The organism is Siminovitchia sp. FSL H7-0308, assembly GCF_037980985.1.
Taxonomy (GTDB): domain Bacteria; phylum Bacillota; class Bacilli; order Bacillales; family Bacillaceae_C; genus Siminovitchia; species Siminovitchia thermophila.
In genome coordinates this window covers 2089695-2113027 of record NZ_CP150282.1, presented here as the reverse complement: position 1 = coordinate 2113027, position 23333 = coordinate 2089695, and the positions used below count along the sequence as shown (strand labels likewise).

General features: G+C 42.1%; 26 protein-coding genes. All 26 read left to right on the top strand.

Going from position 1 to position 23333, the window contains the following annotated elements; genetic code table 11:
• Positions 1–22 precede the first annotated feature (22 nt).
• Complete coding sequence (gene codY, locus MHB50_RS10040) at positions 23–802, top strand: GTP-sensing pleiotropic transcriptional regulator CodY (protein ID WP_077111734.1); 780 nt, start codon at positions 23–25, stop codon at positions 800–802.
• Positions 803–2263: 1461 nt separating this feature from the next.
• A complete protein-coding gene (gene flgB / locus MHB50_RS10035; RefSeq protein WP_077111733.1) occupies positions 2264–2653 on the top strand; it encodes a flagellar basal body rod protein FlgB in 390 nt (129 codons plus the stop codon).
• A gap of 1 nt (position 2654) precedes the next feature.
• A complete protein-coding gene (gene flgC / locus MHB50_RS10030; protein ID WP_077111732.1) occupies positions 2655–3107 on the top strand; it encodes a flagellar basal body rod protein FlgC in 453 nt (150 codons plus the stop codon).
• A gap of 82 nt (positions 3108–3189) precedes the next feature.
• On the top strand, positions 3190–3429 hold the full coding sequence (gene fliE / locus MHB50_RS10025) for a flagellar hook-basal body complex protein FliE (RefSeq protein ID WP_236017136.1): 240 nt from the start codon (positions 3190–3192) through the stop codon (positions 3427–3429).
• A gap of 18 nt (positions 3430–3447) precedes the next feature.
• A complete protein-coding gene (gene fliF / locus MHB50_RS10020; RefSeq protein WP_077111730.1) occupies positions 3448–5046 on the top strand; it encodes a flagellar basal-body MS-ring/collar protein FliF in 1599 nt (532 codons plus the stop codon).
• A gap of 5 nt (positions 5047–5051) precedes the next feature.
• Positions 5052–6062, top strand: a complete 1011-nt coding sequence (fliG, locus tag MHB50_RS10015) for a flagellar motor switch protein FliG (protein ID WP_077111729.1) — start codon at positions 5052–5054, stop codon at positions 6060–6062.
• Positions 6055–6801 carry a flagellar assembly protein FliH gene (gene fliH / locus MHB50_RS10010; protein WP_340085215.1) on the top strand — a complete coding sequence of 249 codons (747 nt, stop codon included), beginning with the start codon at positions 6055–6057 and terminating at the stop codon, positions 6799–6801. Before fliG ends, fliH begins: the two co-directional genes overlap by 8 nt.
• Positions 6798–8126 carry a flagellar protein export ATPase FliI gene (gene fliI, locus MHB50_RS10005; RefSeq protein WP_339163488.1) on the top strand — a complete coding sequence of 443 codons (1329 nt, stop codon included), beginning with the start codon at positions 6798–6800 and terminating at the stop codon, positions 8124–8126. Before fliH ends, fliI begins: the two co-directional genes overlap by 4 nt.
• On the top strand, positions 8123–8569 hold the full coding sequence (fliJ, locus tag MHB50_RS10000) for a flagellar export protein FliJ (RefSeq protein ID WP_077111726.1): 447 nt from the start codon (positions 8123–8125) through the stop codon (positions 8567–8569). The genes fliI and fliJ overlap by 4 nt, the downstream gene beginning before the upstream one ends.
• Positions 8570–8577: 8 nt before the next feature.
• The gene (locus MHB50_RS09995; RefSeq protein WP_339163485.1) at positions 8578–9192 is read left to right on the top strand and encodes a hypothetical protein; all 615 of its coding nucleotides are present in this window, start codon (positions 8578–8580) and stop codon (positions 9190–9192) included.
• 5 nt (positions 9193–9197) lie between these two features.
• Complete coding sequence (locus tag MHB50_RS09990) at positions 9198–10556, top strand: flagellar hook-length control protein FliK (protein WP_077111724.1); 1359 nt, start codon at positions 9198–9200, stop codon at positions 10554–10556.
• Positions 10557–10564: 8 nt separating this feature from the next.
• Positions 10565–11200: a flagellar hook assembly protein FlgD gene (gene flgD, locus MHB50_RS09985; protein WP_077111723.1), complete on the top strand. Its 636-nt coding sequence runs from the start codon at positions 10565–10567 to the stop codon at positions 11198–11200.
• A 16-nt stretch (positions 11201–11216) separates the two neighbouring features.
• Positions 11217–11549 carry a flagellar protein gene (locus tag MHB50_RS09980; RefSeq protein ID WP_340085214.1) on the top strand — a complete coding sequence of 111 codons (333 nt, stop codon included), beginning with the start codon at positions 11217–11219 and terminating at the stop codon, positions 11547–11549.
• A gap of 81 nt (positions 11550–11630) precedes the next feature.
• Positions 11631–12425, top strand: a complete 795-nt coding sequence (flgG, locus tag MHB50_RS09975) for a flagellar basal body rod protein FlgG (RefSeq protein ID WP_077111721.1) — start codon at positions 11631–11633, stop codon at positions 12423–12425.
• Between the two features lie 47 nt (positions 12426–12472).
• A complete protein-coding gene (locus MHB50_RS09970; protein WP_077111720.1) occupies positions 12473–12688 on the top strand; it encodes a flagellar FlbD family protein in 216 nt (71 codons plus the stop codon).
• On the top strand, positions 12681–13103 hold the full coding sequence (gene fliL, locus MHB50_RS09965) for a flagellar basal body-associated protein FliL (RefSeq protein WP_077111719.1): 423 nt from the start codon (positions 12681–12683) through the stop codon (positions 13101–13103). Before MHB50_RS09970 ends, fliL begins: the two co-directional genes overlap by 8 nt.
• Before the next feature lie 36 nt (positions 13104–13139).
• Positions 13140–14138: a flagellar motor switch protein FliM gene (gene fliM, locus MHB50_RS09960; protein WP_077111718.1), complete on the top strand. Its 999-nt coding sequence runs from the start codon at positions 13140–13142 to the stop codon at positions 14136–14138.
• Positions 14131–15288: a flagellar motor switch phosphatase FliY gene (gene fliY, locus MHB50_RS09955; RefSeq protein WP_077111717.1), complete on the top strand. Its 1158-nt coding sequence runs from the start codon at positions 14131–14133 to the stop codon at positions 15286–15288. The genes fliM and fliY overlap by 8 nt, the downstream gene beginning before the upstream one ends.
• A gap of 46 nt (positions 15289–15334) precedes the next feature.
• A complete protein-coding gene (locus MHB50_RS09950) occupies positions 15335–16003 on the top strand; it encodes a flagellar biosynthetic protein FliO (protein WP_340085213.1) in 669 nt (222 codons plus the stop codon).
• The gene (gene fliP / locus MHB50_RS09945; protein WP_077111716.1) at positions 15996–16661 is read left to right on the top strand and encodes a flagellar type III secretion system pore protein FliP; all 666 of its coding nucleotides are present in this window, start codon (positions 15996–15998) and stop codon (positions 16659–16661) included. Before MHB50_RS09950 ends, fliP begins: the two co-directional genes overlap by 8 nt.
• 466 nt (positions 16662–17127) lie before the next feature.
• Positions 17128–17397 (top strand): flagellar biosynthesis protein FliQ, encoded by a 270-nt coding sequence (gene fliQ / locus MHB50_RS09940; protein ID WP_077111715.1) that lies wholly within the window; start codon positions 17128–17130, stop codon positions 17395–17397.
• A gap of 4 nt (positions 17398–17401) precedes the next feature.
• Complete coding sequence (gene fliR / locus MHB50_RS09935; protein ID WP_077111714.1) at positions 17402–18181, top strand: flagellar biosynthetic protein FliR; 780 nt, start codon at positions 17402–17404, stop codon at positions 18179–18181.
• Positions 18178–19260, top strand: coding sequence for a flagellar biosynthesis protein FlhB (flhB, locus tag MHB50_RS09930; protein WP_077111713.1), 1083 nt, complete (start codon positions 18178–18180; stop codon positions 19258–19260). Before fliR ends, flhB begins: the two co-directional genes overlap by 4 nt.
• Positions 19261–19286: 26 nt before the next feature.
• Positions 19287–21317, top strand: coding sequence for a flagellar biosynthesis protein FlhA (flhA, locus tag MHB50_RS09925; RefSeq protein WP_077111833.1), 2031 nt, complete (start codon positions 19287–19289; stop codon positions 21315–21317).
• Positions 21317–22423 (top strand): flagellar biosynthesis protein FlhF, encoded by a 1107-nt coding sequence (gene flhF, locus MHB50_RS09920; protein ID WP_340085212.1) that lies wholly within the window; start codon positions 21317–21319, stop codon positions 22421–22423. The genes flhA and flhF overlap by 1 nt, the downstream gene beginning before the upstream one ends.
• Positions 22420–23283 (top strand): MinD/ParA family protein, encoded by an 864-nt coding sequence (locus tag MHB50_RS09915; RefSeq protein ID WP_340085211.1) that lies wholly within the window; start codon positions 22420–22422, stop codon positions 23281–23283. The genes flhF and MHB50_RS09915 overlap by 4 nt, the downstream gene beginning before the upstream one ends.
• The last annotated feature ends 50 nt before the right edge of the window (positions 23284–23333 follow it).

Below are 23333 nucleotides of genomic sequence, written 5' to 3'. Positions count from 1 at the left end.
TTAACCGTTAGGAGGAGAAACAATGGAACTATTATCAAGAACAAGAACAATTAACGCAATGCTTCAAAAAGCAGCCGGAAAACCAGTCAACTTTAAGGAAATGGCCGAAACATTATGTGATGTTATCGATACAAATGTATATGTATTAAGCCGGCGGGGAAAGGTGCTTGGTTATGCAATCCGCCAACAAATTGAAAATGACAGAATGAAAAAAATGCTTGAGGATCGCCAATTTCCCGAAGATTACACGAAAAATCTGTTTAACATTACAGAAACTTCATCAAACCTTGATGTAAACAGCCCATACACGGCATTTCCTGAAGAAAGCAAAGATTTATTTGCGACGGGTTTAACAACGATTGTTCCGATCAATGGTGGTGGTGAGCGCTTGGGCACACTGATCTTGGCAAGGTTGGATCAGGAGTTTGACAACGATGACTTGATATTGGCAGAGTACGGTGCAACAGTTGTAGGAATGGAAATCCTTCGTGAAAAAGCCGAGGAAATTGAAGAAGAGGCTCGCAGCAAAGCCGTTGTTCAAATGGCCATCAGTTCATTGTCTTACAGTGAATTAGAGGCGATTGAACATATTTTTGAGGAACTCAATGGTACGGAAGGATTGCTTGTCGCATCCAAAATTGCCGACCGTGTTGGTATTACCCGGTCTGTCATTGTCAACGCATTGAGAAAGCTGGAAAGCGCGGGAGTAATCGAATCCCGCTCGCTTGGAATGAAAGGAACATACATTAAAGTATTGAACTCAAAATTCCTCGTAGAATTGGACAAATTAAAATCAAACTAATATCAGCGCCGGGATTTTCCCGGCGTTTTTTATGTTAGTATGATATGGAAGCGACATGTATATGAAATGCCCAGATTCGCTAAAACAGCACGTTGAAGTATACAAGTGATGCACGGGGCCAACGCCGGATGGGCAAGCCGCTGAACTGGATGTCCTAGTGTATGAAAAGCGACACAGACGTGTCAGTAGCTGAATTGGACATTTCCGTTCCAGTGCAGGCGAAGCGGGCGCTGGCTTCGTCCCATATCACAGTACGAAGGAAAAGCGCTTTGTTTCGACCTCGATAAGATGGGTGCGTGTTTTAAAAAAGTGATTCGATCATAGTCTAGATTGGTTTAATGATATGATCTCCATATTCCCATGAGAATGGCTTGGATCGATCATAAGAAGATATTGCATATGTTCTATTATTTGACCAACCCGTCATGATATCCTAAAAACATGAAAGAATGTCGCATGGTCTGCCACATGGTGGTGCGTGAAGCGAAAGGGATCTTGCTGTTATAATGGAGGAAACGGGATATGCTGCCGAGTCGGTTATCATTGCAGTTTTTTGCATGAATGCTGTTCCATAAAGAAGTCTGAAGAAATTTAGCAAGAGGAATATATCATAAAAGTCGAACGGATGGATTTGGAAGATGCTCACCGTAATATCCAGAAAGAATAACATCGTGACGCTGAGATAAAAACATAAGTGTCACTCTACAGTTAGTACCATCCATTCACATTGTAAGAGCATGTTTTGAAAAAGATGTATCTAAACATGCTCTTTCTCTTTGCTTATATCAAGGTCAAAGGGTTATTTTACAGCCCCCCAACAAGATAAAAAAAGACCTTGTTGTCATAAAAACAGGAAAGTTGTCGAATTTTGCTGAGTGCCAGCAAGGTTTTCAGCCGCAGAGCAAATGGTATTTTACCCTAAGAAAAAAACTTGAAAAAACGGAAGGGAAAAAACATGGAAATGAATGAACGCTAGTGCTGGCTCTAACATATAAAAAGTCCTAGTACCACCGACGTCGCAGAAGAAGCGGATTAGATGTAAAAAATGCCATAAAAAGGAAAAATACAGCATTTTGAAGGTCTGAAAGTGTTCGGGCGACAGGTGCTAAAGGCAAGCATAGGCTGTTGGTCATAAGTCAAAATACTGGTATGACTAAAAAGGTCGACTTTTTGAAATTTGACCTGTATTTCTCGATAACATATGGATTTCTTACTCTTTTTCATAAAAAAATGAAAATCATATCAATTGTTTTCACTTTACGTTTTGATGTAATTTTTAATACATTTTTGCAATAAAATGTCACAAAACAATCTCATTTTCATAGAACTAAAGTACCATTTTTCACCTTTTTACCCCTTAAACCCGCAAAAAAGTATCGACATCTATAGACGTAATATGACATTCAGATTACAATAGTAGTAAGTTTAGGAGAAACATGAAAAAAATGGATGGTGTTTTGTATGACATTATTCTCTGGAATCTTCCCGACCCTAGAGGCTTCACTGAAGTATTCCACTATTAAGCATGAGGTGTCATCCCAGAATATTGCAAACGCGGATACACCGAACTACAAGGGGAAACGAGTAAGTTTTAAAAAGGCATTGGATAACTCTGTTGCAAACATGAAAAGTCATAGGACAGATCCACGACATTTTACATTGAAGTCTGATTTGCACCCGACCACCGGCATTGATAATGTACGTGTCCAATATCGCCATGATGGAAATAGCGTGGACATAGATAAAGAAATGTCGGATCTTGCGGCAAACCAAATTTACTTTAATGCAATATCAGACAGATTGAATGGAAAATTCAATTCACTAAAAAATGTTATAAAAGGAGGTAGATAAAATGTTTCATTCGTTAAATATTTCCTCCTCGGCTCTCACTGCCCAACGTCTAAGGATGGACACAATCTCGTCGAATATGGCGAATGTAGATACGACGCGCGGCAGAATGGTAGATGGCCAATGGCAGCCTTACAGGCGCAAGATGGTAGTGATGCAGCCGCAGGACACATCCTTTTCATCCATTTTCAACAAAGCTGTCAGTTCAAAAAGTAATGAAAAAATGCACAATGGCGTAAAGGTGTCACGTATCATTGAAGATCAAACGCCCTACCGTGCAGTATTTGATCCGGTTCACCCGGATGCAGACGAAGATGGGTATGTGTACTATCCAAATGTTGACCCCCTGAAAGAAATGGTGGACCTGGTCGGTACCACCCGATCCTATGAAGCAAATGTAACTGTTCTCAATGCGACAAAAGGAATGTTAATGAAAGCTCTAGAAATTGGAAAATAGAGGAGAATGACACTGAATGGAAGTACAGCTACTAAATTCACAATTAGTAAACTCGAACCCTGGCAATCAAGCAAGCAAAGCAATGCAAGGGGCCGGTCAGGAAAACGGATTTGGCACTTATTTGAAAAAAGCTTTAAATGAGGTAAATAATCTTCAGCTAGAATCTGATGTGGCGACAAAAAAGTTGGCTGCGGGAGAAAAGATAGAATTGCATGAAGTAATGATCGCATCACAAAAAGCATCCGTATCCATGCAAGCGGCATTGGAAATCAGAAACAAAGCAGTAGAAGCATATCAAGAAATCATGAGGATGCAAGTGTAATATTTAAGGGGATATTCGATGAGGGAGAAACTGGAAAAGCAACTACAATACATAAAAAACTTTTGGGTGGAGCGATCTAAGAAGCAAAAAATACTGTTTATCTCATTGCTCGTTATTGGCCTGTTATTGGTTGTGGGCTTAACTTACATATTCAATCGGCCGTCAATGGTTCCCTTGTATACAAACTTAAAGGCCGCCGAAACCGGCTCAATCAAGGAAAACCTGGATTCCAAAGGAATTAAGTCGGAAATCACAGACGATGGAACAACGATAAAGGTGCCAGAGGGACAGGCTGAGTCATTAATGGTTGAGTTAGCAGCGGAAGGAATTCCGAAGTCGGGTAATATCGATTATTCTTTCTTTAGCGACAATGCAAGTTTTGGGATGACAGACAATGAATTTAATGTCATTAAATTGGATGCAATGCAAAATGAGCTGTCGGAAATGATAGCTAGCGTCGAGGGTGTTGATGAAGCAAAAGTAATGATCAACATACCTGAGAAAAGCGTTTTCGTAAAAGAAGGAGATGAGAAAGCAACTGCTTCCATTGTCCTTCAAACTCAACCCGGTCACGAATTTACTGAAAAGCAAATACGGTCTTTATATCATCTTGTATCAAAAAGCGTGCCCAATCTTCCAACTGAGAATATTGTGATAAGAAACCAATATTTGGAGTATTACGACTTGGAAGAAAGCGGCCTTGCTGATAACAGATTAGATCAGCAAATGAAAATCAAGGATAAAATTGAAAAGAATATTCAAAGACAAGTTCAACAAATGCTTGGCACGTTAACGGGATTTGACAAAGTGGTCACTCTTGTTACAGCCGATATTGACTTTTCCCAAGAAAACAGGGAGGAGAACTTGGTTACACCTGTAGACGAAGAAAATATGCGCGGAATTGCCATTAGCGCCCAAAGAATAAATGAAGCTTATACAGGAGAAGAGGGTGTTCCTGGCGGAGTGCCTCAAGCAAGTGATCCAGCAGACGCCGGCGCCAATCAATACGTTGAAGGTGCTGGAAATAACGGGGAATATGAGAAGTCCGAAGAGACGATTAATTATGAAGTAAACAAAGTCCGCAAGGAAATCGTCGAAAGTCCTTATAAAATACGGGATTTGGGGATACAAGTGATGGTCGAGCCGCCAGACCCGGAAGATGAAAACTCTTTTCCGGAAGAGCGAGTCGATGATATTCGTGATATCCTCTCTACTGTTGTCAGGACTTCAATTGACAAAGATCCGGATGTGGAAGTAACGGATGAAGAGATTGAAAACAAGGTTGTCGTATCTGTGCAGCCGTTTAATGGAAAAACAGCCATGGATGAGGAAGCCAAAGGAAGCCTACTGCCTTGGTGGGCATATATCATATTTGGACTACTTGTGGCCATCATAGCAACTTTGATATTTTTATGGATTCGATCTTCTAAATCAAGGGAAGAAGCCGAAGAAGTGGAAGTTGTGGAACAACCGGAAGACACTAACGCAGACACGGATATGAAAGCCGAACTGGAACCATTTGAACACCGTAAACAGCTGGAAGTATTTGCGCAAGAAAAGCCCGAACAATTTGCGGAGCTGCTTCGCACGTGGCTGGCTGACGATGAGGAGGCATGACGCATATGAGAAAAGATCAAGAACTAACAGCCAGGCAAAAAGCTGCCGTGCTTCTTATTTCATTGGGTCCTGAAAGTGCCTCTAAAGTATATAAGCATTTGTCAGAAGAAGAAATTGAAGCATTAACGATGGAGATTACTGGGGTTAGAAATGTTAACTCGGAACAAATTGACGAGGTTATTCAAGAATTTCACGAAATTGCAATCGACCAGAAGTACATATCTCAAGGCGGCGTTGACTATGCAAAAGCAGTGCTCGAAAAAGCGCTCGGCGAAGAAGAAGCCAGCCAAATCATCAATCGATTGCAATCCACCATGCAAGTTAGGCCTTTTGATTTTGCAAGAAAGGCCGATCCAAGCCAAATTTTAAACTTTATACAAAATGAGCATCCGCAAACCATTGCTTTGGTATTGTCCTATCTGGATCCGGAGAAAGCAGGTCAAATTCTTTCGGAATTGCCCAATGATACGCAGGCTGATATCGCCAGAAGGATCGCGGTAATGGATAGAACATCTCCGGATGTCATTAAGGAAGTTGAGTCGATACTCGAAAGAAAGCTTTCTGCCACTGTAACCAACGATTATTCACAAAGCGGGGGAATTAATACTGTGGTGGAGGTCCTTCAAGGTGTTGGGCGTGCAGCCGAGAAAACCATTCTTGATGCGCTTGGCGTTCAAGATCCCAAATTGGCGGAAGAAATTAAAAAGCGGATGTTTGTGTTTGAAGATATCGTCACACTCGATGACCGCTCTATTCAGAGAGTCATAAGAGAGTGTGAAAATGAAGATCTGATGTTGGCGCTTAAGGTGGCAAGCGATGAAGTCAAAGAAATGGTCTACAAGAACATGTCATCACGGATGGCTATGACGCTTCAAGAAGAGATGGAGCTCATGGGACCAGTCAGATTAAGTGATGTTGAAGAAGCGCAATCAACGATTGTTTCGATTATTCGCCGTTTGGAAGAAACCGGAGAAATCGTACTGGCGCGAGGAGGAGGAGACGATATACTTGTCTAAGCTCATCAAACTGAATTCCGAACACCTTACGTCTGCCACAATAAAGCCAAAAATTATAGAAAAAGTACAACCTTATGAAGAGGACACCGAAAATAAAACGATAGAATTTATTATTGAAGCAGAACATAAAGCAAAAAAGATTTTAGCTGATGCTAACGATGCTGCCGACAAATTAAAAATGGACATTGAAGAAGAACGCCAATCATGGGATGCCGAAAAAAAGAGATTGCAAGAGGAAGCATGGAATGAAGCTTATCAAAAAGGATTGGAAGGCGGGAGAGAAGCAGGTAAAAAAGAATACAAGCAATTGATTATGCAAGCCCAGGGCGTCATTGAACAAGCAAAAAACGAATGCCGTGCATACATCGAAGAGGCCGAGTATACCATACTTGAACTCGCTATCGAGAGTGCGCAAGCCATTTTGCAATCCGAAGTTTCGAATCATCCGGAACAATATATTGGTATCGTGAAAAACGTATTAAAAGAGTTGAGAAACGAACCGGAAATCTCTTTATATGTCCATCCTTGCCAATATCCTTTCATGATGGAAGCGTCTAAAGAGCTTGCCGCCGCAAGTTCCACTGATGTCAAAATGTTTATATACCCATCTGAAGAAATGGACGAACATGGCTGCATTATAGAATCGGAAAATATCAGAATAGAAGCAGGTATCGACAGCCAACTGTCAGAGTTAAAAGAAAAGCTAACGGAAATACTTTCCGCTGATGAAAAAAAATGAAGGCGAAAGACTTAATTCCGCATATCCGTAATATTAATACGTTTAAACGATATGGAAAAGTGACGAAAGTTGTCGGGTTAATGATCGAATCACATGGGCCAGAAAGTTCAATTGGCGACGTATGTCTTATTCACGTTTCCGGCAGAACAGGCAAGGTTCGTACTGTGATGGCAGAAGTAGTTGGTTTTCAAGGGAGAAAATTAATTCTCATGCCGTATTCCAATTTAATGGAAGTAGCACCGGGCAGTCTTGTTGAATCAACCAACAAGCCTCTTAAGATACATGTGGGGAATGAATTGGTTGGAAAAGTTGTCGATCCCTTGGGGGTTCCGATGGATGGATCATTGGTTCCCCAAGGCATGCCTTCGGTACCGATAGAAAGAAATCCGCCCCCACCATTAACAAGGCCATCCATATCCAACAAATTGGAAGTTGGAATTAGAGTGATTGACAGTTTGCTTACTGTGGGTCATGGACAGCGTCTCGGCATATTTGCGGGAAGCGGCGTTGGGAAGAGTACGCTTCTTGGCATGATTGCCCGAAATATTCATGCAGATGTAAATGTCATTGCCTTAATTGGTGAACGGGGAAGAGAAGTGAAAGAATTCATTGAACGTGATTTAGGTCCTGAGGGATTGAAGAAATCAATTATCGTTGCCGCAACATCCGACCAACCTGCCTTAATGAGAATTAGAGGCGCTTTTACCGCAACGGCCATTGCTGAATACTTTCGGGATAAGGGTTGCAATGTAACGTTATTAATGGATTCGGTAACGAGAGTGGCAATGAGCCAAAGAGAAATTGGCTTGGCTGTTGGCGAACCTCCAACAACAAAAGGCTACACACCTTCTGTTTTTGCGTTACTTCCCAGGCTTATGGAGCGGACAGGGACAAGCGAAAAGGGGTCCATTACTGCCTTTTATACAGTTCTTGTCGATGGAGACGATTTGAATGAACCGGTTGCTGATACAGTAAGAGGTATATTGGATGGGCATGTTGTGTTAGACAGGGCAATGGCCCAAAAAGGCCATTATCCAGCGATCAATGTATTGAATAGTATCAGCCGGCTAATGAATCACCTGGTTACACCGGAACACAAAAAAGCTGCAGAAAAAATTCGCAATGTATTAGGTACTTATATGAATAATGAAGACTTAATCAATATAGGCGCCTATAAAAAAGGAAGCTCTGCAGAAATTGATGAAGCCATACAATATTATCCCGCTATTATGAAGTTTTTGCAGCAGGAAACAAATGAACGGATATCCAGTGAAGAATGTATCAGGTCATTGATTCATTTAGTAGAAACAGGTGAGTTTAAATGAAGTTTGAATATCGATTTCAAAACTTATTAGAGATAAAAGAAAGAGAAAAAGATGAAGCATATGTGTCGTATCAAAATGCAGTTCATCAATTTGAAAAAGCGGCCACCACATTGTATGAGTTTCTAAGGAAAAAAGAGAACCTTGAACAAGTCCAGTCAAACGAACTACAAAAAGGGTTTACAGTAAACGGTATTAGGCAGTATCAACAATTTTTGCAAAGTATGACTGAGACGATTGATCATTGGCAATTGGAAGTCATTCAAGCGAGGGAACAGATGCAATCTCTGAAAGATGAACTTCTGGAAAGGGATATTGAATGTAAGAAATATGAGCGTTTAAAAGAAAAAAACGAAGAGTCTTTCTTACAATTCATTCAGCGTCATGAAAACACTCAAATGGATGAATTGGCAGCTATTCAATATAGTCATCGAAAGGGAAATTAGGTGGTGAAGTGGATAAATCCTTGAAAGATATGGAACAAAACGAGAAAAAGGGAGTATTTAAGAAGTTTATATTATGGGTGGCGGTTCCGCTTTTAGTCATATTGCTCCTCATTCTTGTCATTGCATCCATTGCTGGTATAAACGTCTTTGAAAAGGCGAAAAAATCAATGAGCAAAGTACCGATTCTTTCGGCTTTTACAGATAGCAGCACATTGAGCATTGAAGAGTATCAAAAAAGAATTGTGGATCTGGAAGGAGAAATACAAGACAAAAACACTCAACTTGAACGCCTTCAAAAAAAATTGGAAGAAAAAGAAGCGGAAGCGGACAAGTTGCTTTTGGAACAGGAAAGATTGGAGAGTTCCATTGAAGAAGACGCAGAAGGGAATCCAGAAAACAATAAGGAAGCTAAGCCTGACATAAAAGAGATAAAAGCGGTCTATGAAACGATGGCGCCCAAAAAAGCTGCACTGATTATCCTGGAAATGAAAGAAGAGGAATCATTAAACATACTTTCTAATTTATCGACCGAATCATTGGCGAGGATATTGGAGAAAATGCCTCCGGATAGAGCGGCTGCCTTCTCCCAGAAATTATCAACGGAGGCCAATGAAAGGAGGTGAGTGCAGTGCGGCTGCAGCTGTTAGAAATGATGCCCAATAAAGTAACGTCCGAAACGGGCCAGGCAAATGTGGATCAAGGCACTTTATTTCATCAGGTGCTTGGAGGACTGATAAAAAATTTGAATGGTGATGACCCGTCTTTGCTTTCTGAAGAAGGTGATTCACAGTCGCAAAAATTAACGCAGGATGTTCAAAACTTTGCTTCTTTGCTTTCTGAGGAAGATGGTTCGGTACTCCAAAAGTTGATCAAGGACATTCAGCATTTGGTTCCCTTGCTTTCGAAAGAAATAGAGCAGGAGCTGGAACATATAGACCCGCAATTATTGGAAAATATGAAACAAGTTCTTTTGGAACTGGAGAACACAGAAGTCACGAATCCGCTTGATTTATTAAAGAAACTGGAGGAGTTCATTTCCCTTGTTGCTGAATCGCCGGTTGAGCATGAGCACAACACTATTCAACAACTGCATCAGTTGGGAGAAAAGTTGACATCAATCTTGGGAACCCCAGAAGCTCAGAAATACTTGCGCTTTGACGAATTTAAAACGCGACCTGCTCCAGAGCGGTCTGAAATTGTTTCAGAGCTGACTAAGACTGTTCCGGAGCCGACTAAGACTGTTCCAGAGCGGCCTGAATCTCTCAGGGCTGTTCAACCGGAAAACGAATGGCCGAAAGTAGCGGACTCAACTGAGAAACATAAAGAGTCTCCTATTGTACAATTGGCGAAGTCAAGATCGTTGCAACCAGTGAACAATCAAGTGAGCAGGGAGCAACAATTGAACTTGGGGCTTATATTCGGACGCCAAGCTTATCAGGAACACGCAGCACCAAGAATTTCGATTGACCGCGACAGTCCTTTCAATATGGGTTTGACAGAAGCTCATACAAAGCAATACTTGTCCCGCTTACTTGATGACGGTGTTCAAGAACCAGAGGGGAGAGCACTTGTAAGGAAATTAGTTTCCGTTTTACGGAACGCTCATTTTTCCAATATTCATCAAACAAAACAATTGACGATTCGCCTTTATCCAGAACATCTGGGGATGCTGAGAGTCGAGTTATTCCAAAAAGAAGGGGAAATGGTTGCCCGTATTATCGCATCTACGCAAATGGCCAAAAAACTGCTTGATTCGAATTTACAGCAACTGAAGCATGGCTTGGTAAACCACAACATTCAAATTGAAAAAGTGGATGTAACACATCAGCCAAACATCGAAAAGCACCCGTACTTTGACGGCAAGCAAGGGCAAAAGGAGCAGCAAGAAGAACAACACAGCGAACAAACACAGAAAGAAAAGAAGGAAAAGAATGAACAACATTTTTCCATTGTACTAAATGATGCCATATTTGAGACGGAAGTGTAGGTGAAATTGTGACAAACGCGATCAACAACGACTATTCTGTACCGGAAAATCCATTTCAAAAGAAAAGTGAGGGTCAAAACACTTTAGGGCAGGATGCGTTTTTAAAGATTTTACTAACACAGTTACAAAATCAAGACCCTCTGAATCCGATGGAAGATAAAGATTTTATTGCGCAAATGGCCACTTTCTCGTCATTAGAGCAGTTGACAAATATTAATAAGACCTTGGAAATGTGGCAAGATGGTTTTTCACAGTCCTCTTTGCTTTCTTTTACCGAGTTTGTCGGGAAAGAAGTGACTTGGCATAGGGTTGATGGTCAAGATAGTGAGACGGGAGAGCCGATCATTACTGAAGGCAAGGGAGTTGTAGCATCTGTCCAGTTTCTTGGGGATACGGTACGGATCATTCTTGAAGACGGTACAGAACTGACACCGGCGAACATCTCTGAATTAATGCCTGCTCCGGCTGGAAATCCATTGCTTGAGGCGAGCCATCTCATTGGAAAAACAGTGTCATGGATGGACGATGAACAAAATGAACAATCCGGAACTGTACAATCCGTATCTGTTAAAAACGGTGTACTATCGCTTCTGCTTGAAGATCAGACTGTCGTTGATTTCAATCAGATTACGAAAATTTTGTAAAAAGGATAAAAGATCCATGAACAATCATTTTATTCATCCCTACAGCGGAAAAGTGAATGTAATCCGCCAGCCGGCAAACGAAGCGAAACATGCAACCGTGCAAAATAAACATTCATTTGCGCAACAGCTAAACGAAACGATTCAACAATCGAACAAGCTGACATTAAGCAAACATGCCAGGTTGAGGATGGAGCAAAGGAATATCCATATAAGTCCCAACAAGTGGGGCCAAATAGAAGAAAAAATACATAAGGCACAGGCAAAAGGCGTAAATGAACCGCTTGTGCTGCTGAAAGAGGCGGCGAGCCATATTTTCACAAATATTGATGGAACCATCATTATGGAATAGACATTTTGCAAACGGCTGGACCTGAATAGGGAGCCGTAACCGCGGAATGACTGAAGCGGTTGATTAAAGGAGGAAAAAAATATGCTGCGATCAATGTATGCAGGAATAAGTGGAATGAAAAACTTTCAAACTAAGCTGGATGTAATAGGAAACAACATCGCGAATGTCAACACACACGGATTTAAAAAAGGGCGTATCACCTTTCAGGACATGGTAAGCCAGACGATCTCCGGTGCCAGCGGCGGGGGGAATAATCGTGGAGGAGTCAATCCTAAACAAGTGGGGCTGGGCTCGCAGATTTCCGCGATTGAAACGATCGATACGCAAGGAAGCCCGCAAATGACTGATAGAATGCTGGATGTCGCCATTCAAGGAGACGGCTATTTGATTGCCCAGGTCGGAAATGACATTAAATACACACGGGTTGGAAATCTTGGTTTTGATCAATCCGGCACCCTTGTTACATCTACTGGTGCCCTAGTATTGCAAAGTAATGGGGATCCGATTGTCATTAATGATATTAATCAAGTTTCAAACATAAGCATCGCAGATGATGGAACAGTCTCATTTATGCGTAATGGAACACCTGGTACTGCCGGGGTGATCGGAGTAGCCAGGTTCCCTAATAATGGTGGGCTGGAAAAATCAGGGGAAAGCTTTTACATTCCGACTGAAGCGTCCGGGCCTCCCGCGCATGGGCAGCCTCTGGAAAACGGGGCAGGGAAGCTTTTAAGCGGAAGGTTGGAAATGTCAAACGTTGATCTTTCAGAAGAATTCACAGAAATGATCATTGCACAACGCGGCTTCCAGTCCAATTCAAGAATCATTACCACATCCGATGAGATACTTCAGGAACTTGTCAACTTAAAACGTTAACTAAAAGGAGGGGACAGGACCGGTCACACTCCGGTCCTGGATGATTATTGATTCAGGTGACGAAATTAAACGGAAAGTCTTTTTATTTGAATGCATTGTACATAGAAAAAATTGAAACTTTTCCTGATACGACCATTACTTTGACGAATGGGCATAAGTATGTTGTTTCGGAATCTGAAATTTTGGTCAGGGAAAGAATGCTTGATTTTTATCAATCAATTCAACTTTTTGGCCAGAAACAGGGGGGCCATGCTGATGGGTAAACGAATTATCAATATTTTGCTTATTATATTTATCGTTGTGCTTCTTGGCGGAACAGCTTATTTGTTGATAAATGACAACAGTGGAAAATCGAAAGATAAAGAGCCTTCCATTGACGAAGTGTTAGAAGCATCAGTTCATGTAAATGACATTACGACGAACTTGCAGGATGGCCGCTATATTAAGCTGTCTTTGACAGTGGAAACGGACGGGGAAGAAGCGAAACAAGAGCTTGAAAAGCGTGATTTTCAAATTCGGAGTATCATTCTGTCTGAACTTGCAGACATGAAGTCGGGAGATTTAGAGGGAAAAGAAGGGAAAAGGAAGTTAGAAGAAATGATGGAAGTCAAAATAGGCGAACTGTTACAAAATGGTGAAATAAAAAAAGTATATATCACCTCCTATATTGTTTCATGAATAAATATTCAAATTGTATCATTGGAGGTGGCTATCATGTCTGATGAGATATTATCTCAAAGTGAAATTGACGATTTATTATCGGGGCTTTCAGAGGGAGACATCACTCTTGAAGAAGAAGTACTTAATGAGCAAGAAAAAGATGTGCAAGTTTATGATTTTAAAAGGGCTTTACGCTTTTCCAAGGATCAAATCAGAAGCTTAACGAGGATTTATGACAATTTTTCCAGGTTATTGACAACTCTTTATTCTGCTCATTTACGAACATATACCAATTTTTCAGTCGCATCGGCTGATCAAATACCATATGACGAGTACATACGTTCCATTCCAAGTATGACATTTTTAAATGTCTTGGAAATACCGCCGCTTAAAGGCAGAATGATCATGGAAGTCCATCCCAATATTGCTTATGCGATGGTTGATCGCATTTTGGGCGGTAAGGGTTCTGGTTTGAACAAGATCAATCATTTAACAGATATAGAGATGAAGCTGTTGGAAAAGCTATTTCGGAGGACGCTGGAACCATTGCAAGAGGCGTGGACGGGCATTACGCATATTGATCCGATTTTAACCGAAATTGAAGTGAATCCACAATTTTTACAAATGGTTTCCCCAAATGAAACGGTTGTTGTCATTACAATGCAGGCAACGGTTGGAGAAACGAGCGGAATGATTAATATATGTATTCCCCACGTTGTACTGGAGCCCATCATTCCGAAGCTTTCGGCACAATATTGGATGGAATCGGGCGCCAAAGAAAGAAAGCCTGAAACCATTTTGGCATTGGACAAAAATATAAGAGGTACAGAGATGGAAATAACAGCCGACTTGGGTTCGGCGGATCTGACTGTAAAAGATTTTCTGTCGCTTAATGAGGGGGATGTTTTTCAACTCAATACAAGTATAGATGACCCCCTAACTGTCAAAATTGCCGGCATCCCGAAATACCTGGGTCAACCGGGCAGGAGACATAATTATCTTGCTGTACAAATTCTATCGATGATAAACGAGGGAGATGAAGACAATGAATAATGAGAAGCTCTCTCCGGAAGAGATTGAAATGCTGCTTTCTACAGGATTCATTGAAAAAGAGAATGAAAACAACAATGAAATAGATGATTTGAATGAAATGGAACGTGACGCATTAGGCGAGGTAGGCAACATCTCTGTCGGCAGGGCAGCAACCACTCTTTCTACACTGCTAAATCAAAAAGTAGAAATCACAACGCCGACTGTTTCTATGTTAGACAGGGATATCTCGGATGAGCCTTTGGATTCGGGTGTGGCTGTCCGTGTTACCTATACTTCCGGCTTTTCAGGGGTAAATGTATTAATTCTAAAAAAAAGCGATGTAGCTGCCATTGCCGATATGATGTTGGGCGGGGATGGAACGTCGCCTGCAGAAGAAATGGATGAGATCCATTTAAGCGCTGTTCAGGAAGCGATGAATCAGATGATTGGTTCAGCAGCATCATCGATGTCCACATTTTTTAGTAAAAGGGTGGATATTTCTCCTCCCACTATTCATTGGCCTGAAGACTCCTTTGTTGAAGTATTGGAAGAGTTGTCAAACCAAAGCAAGTTTGCCCGCGTTTCTTTCCAGTTAAAAGTCGGTGATATTATTGATTCCACATTAACACAGCTCATACCGATCGACTTTGCAAAGGATTTGGTGAAAGAACTTATGTTAAAGCTTGAAAAAGGAGGAGATGAGCAGTCCAAGATGGAAAAAGCAGGAGAGAAACCTGTTAAAGAACAGAGTGAGACGACTTCCCCTCAAATGACAGATAAAGAGGCATCGCGTCCCAGGAAGGAAAATACAAGGACAGCCACTCAACAAATGGCTGCCGAAAACACTCCGCCCAATGTTCATAAAGCCGACTTTTCCGATTTTAATGAAGAGAGTGTTGATAGTTTTGAAGCCAACAACCTTGATGTTTTACTGGATATACCTTTGCAAGTGACTGTTGAGCTCGGACGAACTAGCCGTTCGGTTAAGGAAATACTTGAATTTGGCGCAGGATCCATTATAGAACTTGATAAATTGGCTGGGGAACCAGTAGATATCTTAATCAACAACCGTCACATAGCAAAAGGGGAAGTGGTTGTGATTGATGAAAACTTTGGTGTAAGAGTCACTAATATTTTGAACAAGCGGAATCGCCTCGAACGTTTGAGATAGAATGGAGGCAAAGCCATATATTTTCATAGAGTTGGGAAATCGAACAATGATAAACAAAAGTAAAGTTTTATGGTGCGTGATCATTTTTTTCACCCTGATCAACCCGCCAGTTGCCCAGGCAAGCAAAACGGGTTATTCCGTCGGCGAATGCATGGAAAACCCTGAGAAATGCAAAGAAGATAAAGAAGATACGGAACAAGGGGATGTTGCGCCCCAAAAAAATCAGTCAGTTTCAATCGGTGTGATGGATGTCTTAAAAATGCTATTTGCCTTGATTTTTGTCATCGCCCTTTTATATTTCTTGTTAAAGTTTATCAATAAACGGACCCAATCATATCAACAAACAAGCCTGATCCAAAATCTTGGCGGGACGGCATTGGGCGGCAACCGCTCGCTCCAAATGGTAAGGGTCGGCAAGCGCCTTTTTGTTTTGGGTGTTGGTGAAGATATTCGCTTGATTAAAGAAGTATCAGACGAAAAAGAAATTCAGGAATATCTTCACCAGTATAACGAGCAGTTGGAAAAGAGTTTTCAGCCAACAAAGCTGACAAAATGGGTTAACAATGTAAAAAAGGCTGTCAAGCATGGAAGCGGAATGGACAACAAACATAAAAAAGATTTTCACCAGCAGCTGATGGATGAAATGGATGGCATCAAAAAAGAAAGATTACAGGCGCTTGATCGTTTGCGGAAGGAGAGTGAGACACATGAGTGAAATCACGGAGTTTTTTAACAGTTCACCAGAATCGGTGTCCACTTCCGTTAAATTGTTTCTCCTGTTAACCGTGTTGTCGATCACTCCAGGCATTTTAATGGTCATGACATCATTTACGCGTATTGTGATCGTTCTTTCATTTGTGAGAACGTCCCTGGCAACTCCACAAATGCCTCCTAACCAGGTCATCGTGGGCTTATCGCTGTTTTTAACATTTTTCATTATGGCACCCACATTCAACGAGGTAAATAATGAAGCGCTGACCCCTTTGTTTGAGGATGAAATTACTTTGGAAGAAGCGTACACAAAGGCTGCGGTGCCTTTTAAAGAATTTATGAGCAAGCATACAAGACAAAAAGATTTGGAACTCTTTCTAACGTATACAGAATCTGAACCGCCCGAGTCGATTCAGGATATTCCATTGCAGGCACTTGTGCCCGCCTTTGCGCTCAGTGAAATGAAGACCGCGTTTCAAATTGGCTTTATGATCTTTATCCCCTTCTTGGTCATTGACATGGTTGTGGCCAGTGTTTTGATGTCTATGGGGATGATGATGCTTCCGCCGATGATGATTTCTCTCCCGTTTAAAATTTTGCTCTTTGTGCTCGTTGACGGGTGGTACTTGGTGATCAAATCATTGCTTGAAAGTTTTACGTAACAAGTTTTAACCCGCTGCCCCATATTACGGGTCTCACCGTCACTAATTGAAGTTTCACTTTATCCGGCTTTGACTGGCAGGAAGCCCCCTGCTTTCAGAAAATCACATGAGCGTGATCTGTATAGGGAGCACTGTCAGTAATCGCCCGATGGCTTTGGATGGCCAGGATAAGAAGAAACTTTGACAGTGATACATCGCATGTTTTCAAGGCGGGCAAAAAGGCGTTGCAACGTACAAGCGAAGCGAAAAGACAAGGAAAGTTTCGATCGTACCGTCATCATCTGTAGAAAAAGCGCAAGCTTTTTCGAGGAAGTCTCTGCATGACATGGGCTTATGAATAGGACGCTTTCGGCTTTTGCCTTTGTTCTGCCTTTTATTAGCGGGAACGCCACATCGTGCGGCAACGTCTGCATGAACCACACCATGTGGTCCTATTTCACTTTATACATTCAAAGAAGGTGATCATATGAGCGCCGAATCGGTTATTTCGTTAGCGGGAAAGGGAGTTTATACGATTTTAATTATCGCCGGCCCTCTTCTGTTACTTGCATTAATCATTGGCCTGGCCGTCAGTATTTTTCAGGCAACGACACAAATACAGGAACAAACCCTCGCGTTCATTCCCAAAATTATTGCAGTCCTGTTGGGAATTGTATTTTTCGGGCCCTGGATGTTAAGTCGGATGTTATCCTACACTTCGGATATTTTCCAAAACTTAACCCAGTTTGTAGGTTGATGGAATGGAAGAGTTTATTACACGATTTTCAGTCTTTTTGCTTGTATTTGTCAGGGTGTCTGCCTTTTTCGTCACGATGCCGCTATTTTCATACCGGACACTGCCTTCCTTATTTCGTATCGGCCTTGCTTTTTTTGTATCGGTTTTGATGTATGCATCGGTATACCAGGGAACGATTGATATTAATGCGGCTTATTTTCTGTTGATGTTAAAAGAGGCGGCTGTAGGACTTTTTATCGGGTTTATCGCCTATATGGTTTTGACTTCCATTCAAGTTGCCGGAAATTTTATCGACTTTCAGATGGGGTTTGCCATCGCTAATATCATTGACCCGCAAACAGGCGTTCAATCTCCCTTAATTGGCCAGTATTTGTATATTTTTTCTCTTTTATTGCTCTTGGCCGTGGACGGACACCATATGCTGCTAAACGGGATTTTTTACAGTTATCAGTTTATTCCGCTCGATCAGGCCAGCTTTGGATTTGCCAATGCCAATCTGGCGGAGTATATCGCAAAATCTTTTTCGATGCTGTTTCTAATTGCTTTTCAAATCTCAGTGCCTGTTGTTGCCGTGCTTTTTCTGGTAGATGTGGCACTCGGGATAGTGGCCAGGACGGTACCGCAAATGAACGTGTTTGTCGTTGGTTTTCCAATCAAAATTGCTGTCAGTTTTATTGTCCTGTTTATTGTGATGGGTGTCATATTTGGTGTCATTCAACAGTTATTTGAAACGATGGGACAAGTGATGAGAGATGTGATGGAAATGCTGGGGAGTCAATCATGAAACAGTTTCAGTTGGATCTTCAATTTTTTGCGGGGGAGAAAACAGAGAAAGCAACACCGAAGAAAAGGCAAGATTCGAGAAAAAAAGGACAGGCGGCAAAAAGCCAAGATGTCAATACAGCGATTGGATTGCTTGCTGTCTTCACCTTTTTACTGTTTTTTTCCTCGAAGCTGGGCCAAACAGTTTTTCATATTTTTCGGGAAACATTTACGGAATATATGCTTCTTGATTTGACGCCTGGGAATTTGCGGCTCATTTCCATTGAAGTATTAAACGGAATGGCTATTCTTTTGGGGCCCATCATGCTATTGGGATTGCTGGCAGGAGTGGGGGCGAACTTGCTGCAAATCGGGTTTATGGCAACAACCGAGCCGCTCAAACCAAAGTTTGAAAAAATTGATCCGATCAAAGGGATGAAGAGGATATTCTCTGTCAGGGCAATTGTTGAATTGTTAAAGTCGATTTTGAAAATCGGGTTTGTCGGCTTCGTGGCTTTCTTTGTATTGTGGCAAAGAATTGACGAAGTGCTCGTGCTGTCCCATAAAGCCGCCCCCGCAGCTTTAAAAACAATCGCAAGCTTGACCTTGCAAATGGGAATCAGCGCCTCCATCGCCTTATTGCTGTTATCCCTATTGGACTATTTATATCAACGGTATGATTTTGAAAAAAACATCCGGATGTCCAAGCAGGATGTAAAGGACGAATTTAAAAATACAGAAGGCGATCCGCTGGTAAAATCAAAAATTAAGCAGCGGCAAAGAGAGATGGCCATGGCTCGCATGATGCAGGAAGTTCCCAATGCGGATGTTGTCATTACTAACCCCACACACTATGCCATTGCCCTTAAATATGACGAAGATGAATCCGACGCTCCGTTTGTGGTAGCAAAAGGACTCGATTTCATGGCGGAAAGAATAAAAAAAATTGCCAAGGAACATGATGTTGTGCTTGTTGAAAATCGTCCATTGGCACAGGCATTATACAAACAAACCGACATCGGGGACAAAATACCCGAAGACTTTTTTAAGGCGGTTGCTGAAATATTAGCTTATGTGTATCGAATCAAACATAAGATTTGATTTGGGCTTTAGGGAGAGAACGTATGATGAAAGTAAAAGATATTACTATTTTATTAGGCGTTATATTAATCATCGCCATGTTGGTCATTCCGTTTCCGCCATGGCTGTTAAGCTTTCTCATCATCGCGAACATTTCTCTCGCACTGTTGGTTGTACTTACTTCCATGAACATGCATGAGCCGCTGCAGTTTTCAATTTTTCCATCTTTATTATTGCTGCTCACTTTGTTCAGGCTGGGACTAAACGTTTCGACGACGAGATCTATTCTTTCCGTTGGAGATGCCGGAAATGTCGTAGAAACCTTCGGGACATTCGTAGTTGGCGGTAATGTCCTTGTTGGACTGGTTGTTTTTTTTATACTGGTCATTATTCAATTTGTCGTCATTACAAAAGGAGCCGAACGGGTATCGGAAGTAGCCGCGAGGTTTACCCTCGATGCGATGCCGGGCAAACAGATGAGCATCGATGCTGATTTAAATGCCGGCATTATTTCAGAGCACGAGGCGAAAGTGCGAAGAGAAAAAGTGGCCCGCGAATCCGATTTTTACGGAGCGATGGATGGGGCCAGCAAATTTGTAAAAGGTGATGCCATTGCCGGTATTATTATTGTACTGATCAATCTATTATTTGGAATTTTGATTGGAATGCTGCAACATGGCCTGCCGATCGGGGAAGCCGCTTTGAAATACTCCATGCTTACGGTAGGAGATGGGATTGTCAGCCAAATCCCTGCGCTCCTGATTTCAACGGCAACCGGTATTGTTGTGACAAGGGCCGCATCAGACGGGAACCTTAGTTCTGATATCGTCGGACAACTGCTCAGTTACCCAAAGTTGCTGTACATCGCGTCTGGCACCATTTTTCTGCTTGGTCTTGCAACACCCATACATAATATGCTAACGGTCCCGATTGCAGGCTTACTTGGAGCAGGGGGGTTCTTCCTTTCCCGGATACCCGACAAAGAAAGTGCTGCAATAGCACAAGCTCCTGAGGAACTGGAAGCGGAAGAAATGAAAAAGCCGGAAAATATACTTGGGTTATTGCATGTGGACCCGATTGAGTTTGAATTTGGGTATGGGCTCATTCCGCTTGCCGATGTGAAGCAGGGAGGAGATTTGCTGGACAGAATTGTCATGATTAGGAGGCAATTGGCATTAGAACTGGGAATTGTGATTCCTGTTGTACGGATACGTGACAATATCCAGTTGGAACCTAATGCCTACCAAATTAAAATTAAGGGTCACCCTGTTGCTTCCGGTAATTTGTTATTGGATCATTACTTGGCAATGAGTCCGGGAGGCGAGGACGAGATTGAGGGAATTGATACGATTGAACCGTCCTTTGGTCTTCCCGCAAAATGGATTACAGAAGAAGTAAAAGAACAGGCCGAGATTGCCGGTTATACCGTTGTCGATCCTGCTTCTGTCGTAGCGACTCATTTAACGGAAGTGCTTAGGGCGAATGCTCATGAGCTGCTCGGCAGACAGGAAACGAAAGAATTGATAGATCACTTAAAGGAAACACACCCGATTCTTGTTGAAGAAGTAACACCTAATCCGCTCACGATTGGAGAAGTTCAAAAAGTCCTTGCCAAATTGTTAAAAGAGCAAGTATCGGTCAGAAACTTGGTTGTTATATTTGAAACACTTGCTGATTATGCAAAGACGACCATTGATACCGATCTGCTAACGGAATATGTTCGCCAGGCGCTGGCACGGCAAATAACAAAACAGTATGTAGGAGATGAGCCAGTCTTAAAAGTCCTGACAGTCTCAGGAAAAGTGGAAAAAATGATTGCTGACAGCATACAGCAAACGGAGAATGGCAATTACTTGGCCATCGAGCCAAATGACTCGAAAAAAATATTGGAATCTATTGCGGCACAACTCGAACAATTGTCGAAGGTGCAACAAATACCCATTTTACTCTGTTCTCCTGCTGTCAGAATGTATGTCCGGCAATTGACCGAGAGATATTTCCCACAAGTGCCAGTTCTATCCTATAATGAGTTGGAAGCGGATATTGAAGTACAGAGCATCGGGATGGTGAATATCTGATGAAGGTAGAAAAAATCGTGGCGGCTTCGATGCCGGAGGCTATTAACAGGGTAAAAAAACAGCTCGGCGAGGATGCTGTCATATTAAGCTCAAAAGTGTTATGGACGAAGGGCATTATGGGACTTTTCAAGAAAAAGCAATTTGAAGTGATTGCCGCTCTTGATCACGTAGAGGAAACAAAGCCAGTTCAACCGGCAGTTTATGCCCAAATGCTCCAACCAGCGCAAAATGATGCTGTTTTAAAAGAACTGGAAACGTTGAAAAAAATTGTGAAAAAAAGAAGTTATGTCCCTGATTCCAAACTGGAAATGTATCCGTCCGCGATTCAAAAAAATTTGTTAAGATGCATGAATCAAGAGCTGGATAAGAATTTTGTCCTGGCGATTGGGGACCAGTTATTGGACATGTGGAGGAAAGCAGAAAAAGAACCCGATGAAATGGAAATGGCGCTGGCGGCTAAATCCATTCTTTGCGGCGAATTAAAGAAATTGGGCTTTTCTGGCGCGACATTCGAAAAAAAATTTATTGCGCTTGTCGGGCCTACGGGTGTGGGAAAAACAACGACCTTAGCCAAGCTGGCAGCCTGCGCCATGCTTGAACAGAAAAAGAAGATCGCCTTTATGACGATGGATACATACCGCATTGCCGCGATCGAACAATTAAAAACATACGCTAAGCTGCTTGATGTCCCGGTGGAAGTCGTATATGACGCGAATGATTTTAAAGAAGCCGCAAACAAACTTGCTTCCTACGACCATGTATTTATTGACACAGCGGGAAGGAATTATCGTGATGGCAAATTCGTCACCGATTTAAACGGTATACTTTCACTGGTAAGTGATTTGGATATTTATCTCATATTAACTGCCTCCATGAAAGAAAGGGATGTTGAATCCATCATGAAGCATTTTCAGCATCTCAGTGCTCAAAAATTTATTTTTACAAAAGTGGATGAAACGGATGTTTACGGTCCCATGGTTAACATGATGCTTCAGTATGGCTTGGCGGCCGACTATATCACAGACGGGCAAGAAGTACCCGATGACCTTGTCCTTGCTGCACCGGAGTTGTTTGGCAACTATATCTTTGGAGAGCAAAGCAGATGAAGGATCAAGCAGAAGGCCTGCGTTTAAAATTGAAGAACATAACAAAGAAACAGGCGAGGACTTTAGCCGTGGTCAGTGGGAAAGGCGGAGTGGGCAAATCCAATATTTCAAGTAATTTAGCTGTCATCCTTGCCAAAAGAGGATATAAAGTGCTTGTTTTTGATCTCGATATCGGCATGGGGAATGTCAATTTACTGTTGGGTGGCTCAGCGGACAAGACAATGGGTGATTTTATCCTAAAAGGTGAACCGTTAGCCCAAATTGTGCAGAAAGGGCCTTTGGGCGTCTCGTATATTGCAGGCGGAAACGGGCTATATGGCGCGGTTGAACTGGATAACAATACGGTCAAGTCGCTTCTTGCAGGTTTACAAATGTTTCAGGAAACATACGATTATATTATTTTTGATATGGCGGCAGGAGCCGGCCAAGCATTGCTCCATATCCTGCTGGCAGCCGACTATTTAATCGTTGTGACAACCCCGGAACCTACTGCGGTCATGGATGCTTACTCAATCATGAAACTGGCCTATCTGCAGAATGAAAATACCCGGTTTCTCGTAGTGTGCAACCGGACTGATCATGAACGACAGGGACGGGAAACATTCTTTCGTCTACAGCAAGCCATGCGCAAGTTTCTTCAAAAGGAAATCGAATTGTTGGGGATATTACCGGAAGACAAACTTGTACGAGAAGCCGTCTTGAATTACACCCCTGTTTATTGTGTGTATCCCCGTTCTTCCGTATCTATTATATTGGAACATGCCGTTGACCAATTGACGGGAAGAAACGGCAGATCTGATGGTGAAACAAAGAACGATTCATTTATGGCAAGATTGCGCAAGCTGTTTCACGGCAAATAAACAAGGGGCTACTTTCTCAAACGTTTCCCCCGTTTCCATTTCGAAAAGGA

What these genes read in the sequence shown, in the direction of transcription:
- fliG (WP_077111729.1), top strand. Translation starts at nt 5,052, where the DNA reads ATGAGAAAAGATCAAGAACTAACAGCCAGGCAAAAAGCTGCCGTGCTT.
- flgG (WP_077111721.1), top strand. Translation starts at nt 11,631, where the DNA reads ATGCTGCGATCAATGTATGCAGGAATAAGTGGAATGAAAAACTTTCAA.
- flgC (WP_077111732.1), top strand. Translation starts at nt 2,655, where the DNA reads ATGTTTCATTCGTTAAATATTTCCTCCTCGGCTCTCACTGCCCAACGT.
- fliF (WP_077111730.1), top strand. Translation starts at nt 3,448, where the DNA reads ATGAGGGAGAAACTGGAAAAGCAACTACAATACATAAAAAACTTTTGG.
- fliQ (WP_077111715.1), top strand. Translation starts at nt 17,128, where the DNA reads ATGAGCGCCGAATCGGTTATTTCGTTAGCGGGAAAGGGAGTTTATACG.
- fliY (WP_077111717.1), top strand. Translation starts at nt 14,131, where the DNA reads ATGAATAATGAGAAGCTCTCTCCGGAAGAGATTGAAATGCTGCTTTCT.
- fliM (WP_077111718.1), top strand. Translation starts at nt 13,140, where the DNA reads ATGTCTGATGAGATATTATCTCAAAGTGAAATTGACGATTTATTATCG.
- fliE (WP_236017136.1), top strand. Translation starts at nt 3,190, where the DNA reads ATGCAAGGGGCCGGTCAGGAAAACGGATTTGGCACTTATTTGAAAAAA.
- fliI (WP_339163488.1), top strand. Translation starts at nt 6,798, where the DNA reads ATGAAGGCGAAAGACTTAATTCCGCATATCCGTAATATTAATACGTTT.
- fliJ (WP_077111726.1), top strand. Translation starts at nt 8,123, where the DNA reads ATGAAGTTTGAATATCGATTTCAAAACTTATTAGAGATAAAAGAAAGA.
- MHB50_RS09950 (WP_340085213.1), top strand. Translation starts at nt 15,335, where the DNA reads ATGATAAACAAAAGTAAAGTTTTATGGTGCGTGATCATTTTTTTCACC.
- fliP (WP_077111716.1), top strand. Translation starts at nt 15,996, where the DNA reads ATGAGTGAAATCACGGAGTTTTTTAACAGTTCACCAGAATCGGTGTCC.
- flhA (WP_077111833.1), top strand. Translation starts at nt 19,287, where the DNA reads ATGAAAGTAAAAGATATTACTATTTTATTAGGCGTTATATTAATCATC.
- codY (WP_077111734.1), top strand. Translation starts at nt 23, where the DNA reads ATGGAACTATTATCAAGAACAAGAACAATTAACGCAATGCTTCAAAAA.
- MHB50_RS09980 (WP_340085214.1), top strand. Translation starts at nt 11,217, where the DNA reads ATGAACAATCATTTTATTCATCCCTACAGCGGAAAAGTGAATGTAATC.
- flhB (WP_077111713.1), top strand. Translation starts at nt 18,178, where the DNA reads ATGAAACAGTTTCAGTTGGATCTTCAATTTTTTGCGGGGGAGAAAACA.
- flgB (WP_077111733.1), top strand. Translation starts at nt 2,264, where the DNA reads ATGACATTATTCTCTGGAATCTTCCCGACCCTAGAGGCTTCACTGAAG.
- MHB50_RS09915 (WP_340085211.1), top strand. Translation starts at nt 22,420, where the DNA reads ATGAAGGATCAAGCAGAAGGCCTGCGTTTAAAATTGAAGAACATAACA.
- flhF (WP_340085212.1), top strand. Translation starts at nt 21,317, where the DNA reads ATGAAGGTAGAAAAAATCGTGGCGGCTTCGATGCCGGAGGCTATTAAC.
- fliR (WP_077111714.1), top strand. Translation starts at nt 17,402, where the DNA reads ATGGAAGAGTTTATTACACGATTTTCAGTCTTTTTGCTTGTATTTGTC.
- fliL (WP_077111719.1), top strand. Translation starts at nt 12,681, where the DNA reads ATGGGTAAACGAATTATCAATATTTTGCTTATTATATTTATCGTTGTG.